Source organism: Oribacterium sp. oral taxon 078 str. F0263 (assembly GCF_000469565.1).
GTDB lineage: Bacteria > Bacillota > Clostridia > Lachnospirales > Lachnospiraceae > Oribacterium.
The window spans coordinates 1-3,528 of record NZ_KI273103.1; the positions used below are offsets into that span (position 1 = coordinate 1).

Here is a 3,528-nt window from a genome sequence, read left to right on the forward strand (position 1 = left end):
ATGCTTGCAATAACGCTTCGATCGTGAAGATCCAGAATAGTGCAGTTATAGCGTTTTTCTCCATTTTCCAAGAACAGGCAGGTGAAGTCGGTACACCACTTTGCATTGATCTCATTGCCGTCAAAATCCCGTTCAAGGATGTTGGGGAACACCTTATGTGCTTTCCTCTTATGGTATTCAGGGCGTTTTCGGCGGGGGACAGACAGGATTCCCAGTTCCGTATTCCTATATTTATGCACAGTCAAGGGACTCAAAACAATGCCCGCTCGTTCCAGATAGGCCTGCATCATACGGTAACCATCAACACCATTGTGCTTATGATAGATCTCTTCCATCTGATTCTTAATGCGTTGTTTTTCTTCCCGGTAGGCCGCCTTGCGATGCTTTCTATAGTTATAATATGCATTTGGATAGATATCCAGTCTGTGCAGCAGCCAACGGGTGCCAAAAAGAGCTTTATAATCGTCGATGAAGCGGTAAGCCATTAACCGATCTCCTTCGCAAAGAATGCCGCCGCTTTTTTTAAGAAGAGCACCTCCTTTTTGGATTCTTCCAGCTCACGGCGGAGCCGATTGTTCTCCTTCATGAGATCTGCCTCGGTAAAAGCAGTCGGATTGTTCTGGCTTATGGACTGGCATTCTTTGCTGTATTCTTCGCACCAATGAGAAACGGCAGTTTTAGAAAAACCATACTCTGCAGTAATGCTCTTGTAGCTTCGCCCCTCTTCAAGATGCAGACGGACGATCTTACGCTTAAATTCCGGTTCATACTTTCGTGACATAATGATTTGCTCCTTTACTAAGCTTATTATACTCATTAAGCCACTGGTGTTACAACGTTGGTATATCATCTCAGTACAACCATGTGCGACCTCATTCATACAATGGATATAAGACACCATTTGAGGCAAGGACTGGAATATCGAAATATTAAGCCATACGTGTTACAAAAAAGCTTGACCACTACATCTTAATATCTGGTTTGGTGCCCCATGATCATGGTCAATGTCTATGCCGCCCTTCAGACCGTTCCGCAGGATCAGTATGAGGCCGCCTGTATTGACGGCGCAAACAGCTGGCAGTCCTTTCTTCACATCACAGTCCCGCACATCAAGGTTGTCGTAGGTCTGCTGCTTGTCCTGCGGACGATCCGGGTCTTCAATAATTTTGACATCATCTATATGACGACGGCCGGCGGTCCTGCCGGTATGACAACCACCATGCCGCTCTACATTTATGACCTAGGCTGGACCAATAAGCTGGAGGCTTTCATAAGGATTGTTCTGCCGCTGGCCTCTCCGGGCATCGTCGCCACTGCAATTTATGTCTTCATCAATGCCTGGAACGAGTATCTCTATGCGATGATCCTGATGAGCAGCTCCGACAAGACTACGATATCAGTCGCTGTAAAGACACTGGAAGGGGGCGATATTCTGAACTGGGGCTCCTTGATGGCAGCCTGTGCCATCGTCGTCGTTCCCTCCATTCTTTTCTTCTGCTTCATCCAAAATAAGATGGCGGGGGGACCTTCCGAAGGCGCGGTAAAATAAAGAACAAGAATAAAATGTACGGCAAGAGCTAAGGAAAGACCGCCCATCAGATAAGCATCACCTTGGAGATCGTCATTTTGGCTTATTGCATCCATCGTTCTTTTCATTATATCACTGTGGTGATATAATTAAAAGGGCGGAGGGGGGCAATATGGATAAACTGCTGACGATATACCATGGCTCAAAGCAGATCGTAGAAACACCGACCTTCGGAGAAGGGCGAAAGAACAATGATTTCGGGCTTGGCTTTTACTGCACCGAAAGCAACGACCTTGCCAAGGAATGGGCGGTTTCTTCTCTGAGAGACGGATTTTCCAACCGATATACGCTGGACACGGAGTTTCTGAACATTCTTAAGCTCAACGGCCCGGATTATACCATACTCAACTGGATAGCAGTCCTTGTTGCACACCGACGGTTTTCCATTAAAACACCCGTGGCGAGAAGAGCTAAGTCCTATCTGATTGACAATTTTGGAGTCAACGTCAATGCTTACGATCTAATCACGGGCTACAGAGCTGATGATTCCTATTTTGATTACGCAGAAGCGTTTTTAAACAACGCAATCACTGTGGAGCAGCTTTCGTGCGCCATGCGCCTCGGAAAGCTGGGGGAGCAGATCGTGGTCAAGTCAAAATTCGCTTTTTCAAAAATCAAGTATGAGGGCTTTGAGGCTGCGGAAAAGGATAGCTATTACGTCCTTCGGAAGGCAAGGGGTGACGATGCCAATCAGGCCTATCTGAATATTCTTGAGGAAGAGGCGGACGGTCTGTATATACAGGATATCATGAGAGGAGGCGTTGCGAACGATGACCCGCGCATACCGAGAAATCTATCTGAATAAGGCACAGGCCGCCTTGGGCGATGCCTTCGACTACGCTGTGAACGCCTGCGGAATACCCGGTGGGGATTTCGTTAAGCTCTTTATCACAAGCACGATAAGCCGACGCATGGAAAACGGCGAGCCGTCCGTGCTTGCGGGCAAAAGCGGGATAGAGCTTGCTTCGGACGTGATGCTTGAGACTACAGGAAAAAGTCTTGACGCAGAGCCTGCGGAGAAGCTCGGCCGCTCAAGGGAATACTGGATCGGCTGGGCCGTGGCCTATTACCAATGGTATTCGGCGAGAAGCTATTCCGAAATATTCAAAGCACTATCCTTTGATGAGCTTCAGAGAATGTACTATACGCTCCATGAAGCCGATATTTCTAAATTCGCCGACATTGCGGATGAAAGGATCAGGGAACATTTCAAGGAGACCAATCTGAAACGCATCCGCAGAGCCTACGGCTGCACACAGGCCGCCCTTGCGGAGCAGTCCGGTTCAACGCTCCGCTCCATCCAGATGTACGAGCAGCGCCGAAAGGACATCAACAAGGCCGGTGCGGAAACACTGTACCGCATTGCAAAGACACTGGGCTGCAGCATGGAAGATCTGATAGAAAAGTAAGAAAGTTCAAAACAGTCAGGGTGGATATCAGCCTGAAGTGAGATCGGCTTATCGTCTGTGCCGCTGTCGGTGATTATCTACCACTACGGAAGAGAAATTGTGCTTTTCCTATGGTAAAATACCCGAAAAAACTCTGTTTTCACGAAAATAATCTCAGCACTTGCTTTAGCCCTTTCCATCCCTTATACTAGGGACAACGAATTCGTTTTTCACTGTCGACGGCAGTTTTTGGAGCCGATATCTCCCGGGAGCTTTTTAAAGCTTTTCGATCCGTAATGCCGGGGTCTCCGGTACGGCCTTTTTCCATCCGGTCCTTTGCCGCTCTCCCCTTTGTTTTTTGATATCGGCTTTCCTTCGGGACAGTCTGAAAGTCCCAAGACAGACGGAGTTTTTCCGTCTTCCCGGCCGAGCTTCGGGGCGCGTCTCCTCGAGATCTTCAGAGAGCGAGGAAGCCGCTTTCCCGATTGCTTAAAATCATTCTTTCTTTTGCACAGGGCGGCAGGAAGCTCAGGATTTCTATCCCACCCGGGG

4 protein-coding genes and 1 pseudogene are annotated in these 3,528 nt (G+C 48.3%); 3 read left to right on the forward strand and 2 right to left on the reverse strand.

Features of this window, described 5'->3' with window-relative positions:
* Both HMPREF1986_RS13105 and HMPREF1986_RS04420 read right to left on the reverse strand, forming a co-directional pair.
* A partial coding sequence (locus tag HMPREF1986_RS13105; protein WP_021773578.1) for an IS3 family transposase occupies window positions 1-485 on the reverse strand: 485 nt, incomplete at its 3' end.
* Entirely contained in the window at window positions 485-781 is a 297-nt protein-coding gene (locus tag HMPREF1986_RS04420) for a transposase (RefSeq protein ID WP_036599342.1), read from the reverse strand. The genes HMPREF1986_RS13105 and HMPREF1986_RS04420, both read right to left, overlap by 1 nt.
* 187 nt (window positions 782-968) lie before the next feature.
* On the opposite strand from HMPREF1986_RS04420, the pseudogene HMPREF1986_RS13490 reads away from it, so the two are divergent.
* The 3 genes and pseudogenes from HMPREF1986_RS13490 to HMPREF1986_RS04435 all read left to right on the forward strand — a co-directional run.
* Window positions 969-1,549 (forward strand): annotated as a pseudogene (locus HMPREF1986_RS13490) (ABC transporter permease subunit); the annotation flags it as partial.
* A 151-nt stretch (window positions 1,550-1,700) separates the two neighbouring features.
* Window positions 1,701-2,393: a DUF3990 domain-containing protein gene (locus HMPREF1986_RS04430; RefSeq protein ID WP_021773581.1), complete on the forward strand. Its 693-nt coding sequence runs from the start codon at window positions 1,701-1,703 to the stop codon at window positions 2,391-2,393.
* Window positions 2,359-2,997, forward strand: coding sequence for a helix-turn-helix transcriptional regulator (locus tag HMPREF1986_RS04435; protein ID WP_021773582.1), 639 nt, complete (start codon window positions 2,359-2,361; stop codon window positions 2,995-2,997). The genes HMPREF1986_RS04430 and HMPREF1986_RS04435 overlap by 35 nt, the downstream gene beginning before the upstream one ends.
* Window positions 2,998-3,528 lie beyond the last annotated feature (531 nt).

Excerpts from the sequence above, each read along its gene's own strand:
- HMPREF1986_RS04420 (WP_036599342.1), bottom strand. The coding sequence starts at position 781 with ATGTCACGAAAGTATGAACCGGAATTTAAGCGTAAGATCGTCCGTCTG.
- HMPREF1986_RS04430 (WP_021773581.1), top strand. The coding sequence starts at position 1,701 with ATGGATAAACTGCTGACGATATACCATGGCTCAAAGCAGATCGTAGAA.
- HMPREF1986_RS04435 (WP_021773582.1), top strand. The coding sequence starts at position 2,359 with ATGACCCGCGCATACCGAGAAATCTATCTGAATAAGGCACAGGCCGCC.